Annotated in this window: 1 pseudogene; it reads right to left on the minus strand. The window is 69.7% G+C overall.

The window, feature by feature from the left end:
* A pseudogene (locus NFT33_RS19375) lies at positions 1-1,051 on the minus strand (ISAs1 family transposase); the annotation flags it as partial.

A 1,051-nucleotide genomic window follows, 5' to 3' on the forward strand; every position in this document is an offset into this window, starting at 1 on the left:
ATGTTGGTCTGACCATTGGATCGCAGCAGGTTGAGCGCGAGATGCCGCAGCCCTGCAAAGACGCCGGGATTGCGGCGGATGCGGCAGGCATCCTCGGCCAAGGCAGTGTCAAGGACGTGATGGAGCCGGTTTTCGATGGCCCAGTGGCTGCGGATGGCCTGGGCCAGCTCTTCGGCGCCGGCCCGGCGGGTGCACAGATACAGGGCGGGCTGCTCGGCGCGGGGGACGAAGGTCTTGCGGGCGGTGTCGAAGATCTCGGTGGTGCGCGTGACCTCGACCAGGCACTGGAAGTGATCGTGCCAGGGCTCCAGGCCGCTGCCGGCGGCCAGGGGCCACACGCGCACGCGGCGCTGCTCGATGCGGTTGCGCCGGCCCAGGGTGGCGCTGTAGTGCTCGTCATGGGCAGGGCGGCGCCGGACCTGCTCGCGCAGGCGCGCCAGCAGCCGGGGCTGATTGCCCTTGAGCGGGATCAGTGCGTCGCCGCCGAGCCCGACGATCCGCTCGACCGTGTTTTTTGTAAATGCAGCGCGTCCAGCGTGTACAGGCAGTCGCTCAGCCCCAGCTCGGCGATCAGGCGCTGGGCGGCTGCGATCTCGTGATCCTTGCTGCCGTCCTCGATCAGCACATGCCCGAGCACCACCTGCTCCTGCACCGCCAGCGCGCTGAGCAACTGGGCAGCGCGCCGGTCCTCGAAGCGCGCCAGGCTGCCGCGCAGCGTCTTGCCGTCCAGCGCGATCACCGCCCGGCCCACCGGGGCGGCCGTGTGCTCGACCTGCTCGCTGGCCAGTCGGCGCAGCGCCGCCTCCAGCTCTGCGGCATCGAGCCCCTGCAGGATCTTGCGCAGCCCCGTGTAGGCCGGTGCGCGCTTCCACCGGCTGCCGAATGCCTCGTTGAGAGACTGCCAGTGCGCCTGCAGGAACTGCTCGATCTTGCGATACGACGTCGCCCCGGACGCCACCGCCAGCACGCTGTACAGCAACACGTGCGGCAGGTCGTAGCGCTTGCCCTGCGCTCGGCGCGGATCGCTCACCTGCGCCAGGCTTTGTTTCAG

Origin of the sequence: Sphaerotilus sp. FB-3, from assembly GCF_023706025.1 — a bacterium.
In the GTDB taxonomy this organism is placed as follows: Bacteria; Pseudomonadota; Gammaproteobacteria; order Burkholderiales; family Burkholderiaceae_C; genus Sphaerotilus; species Sphaerotilus sulfidivorans.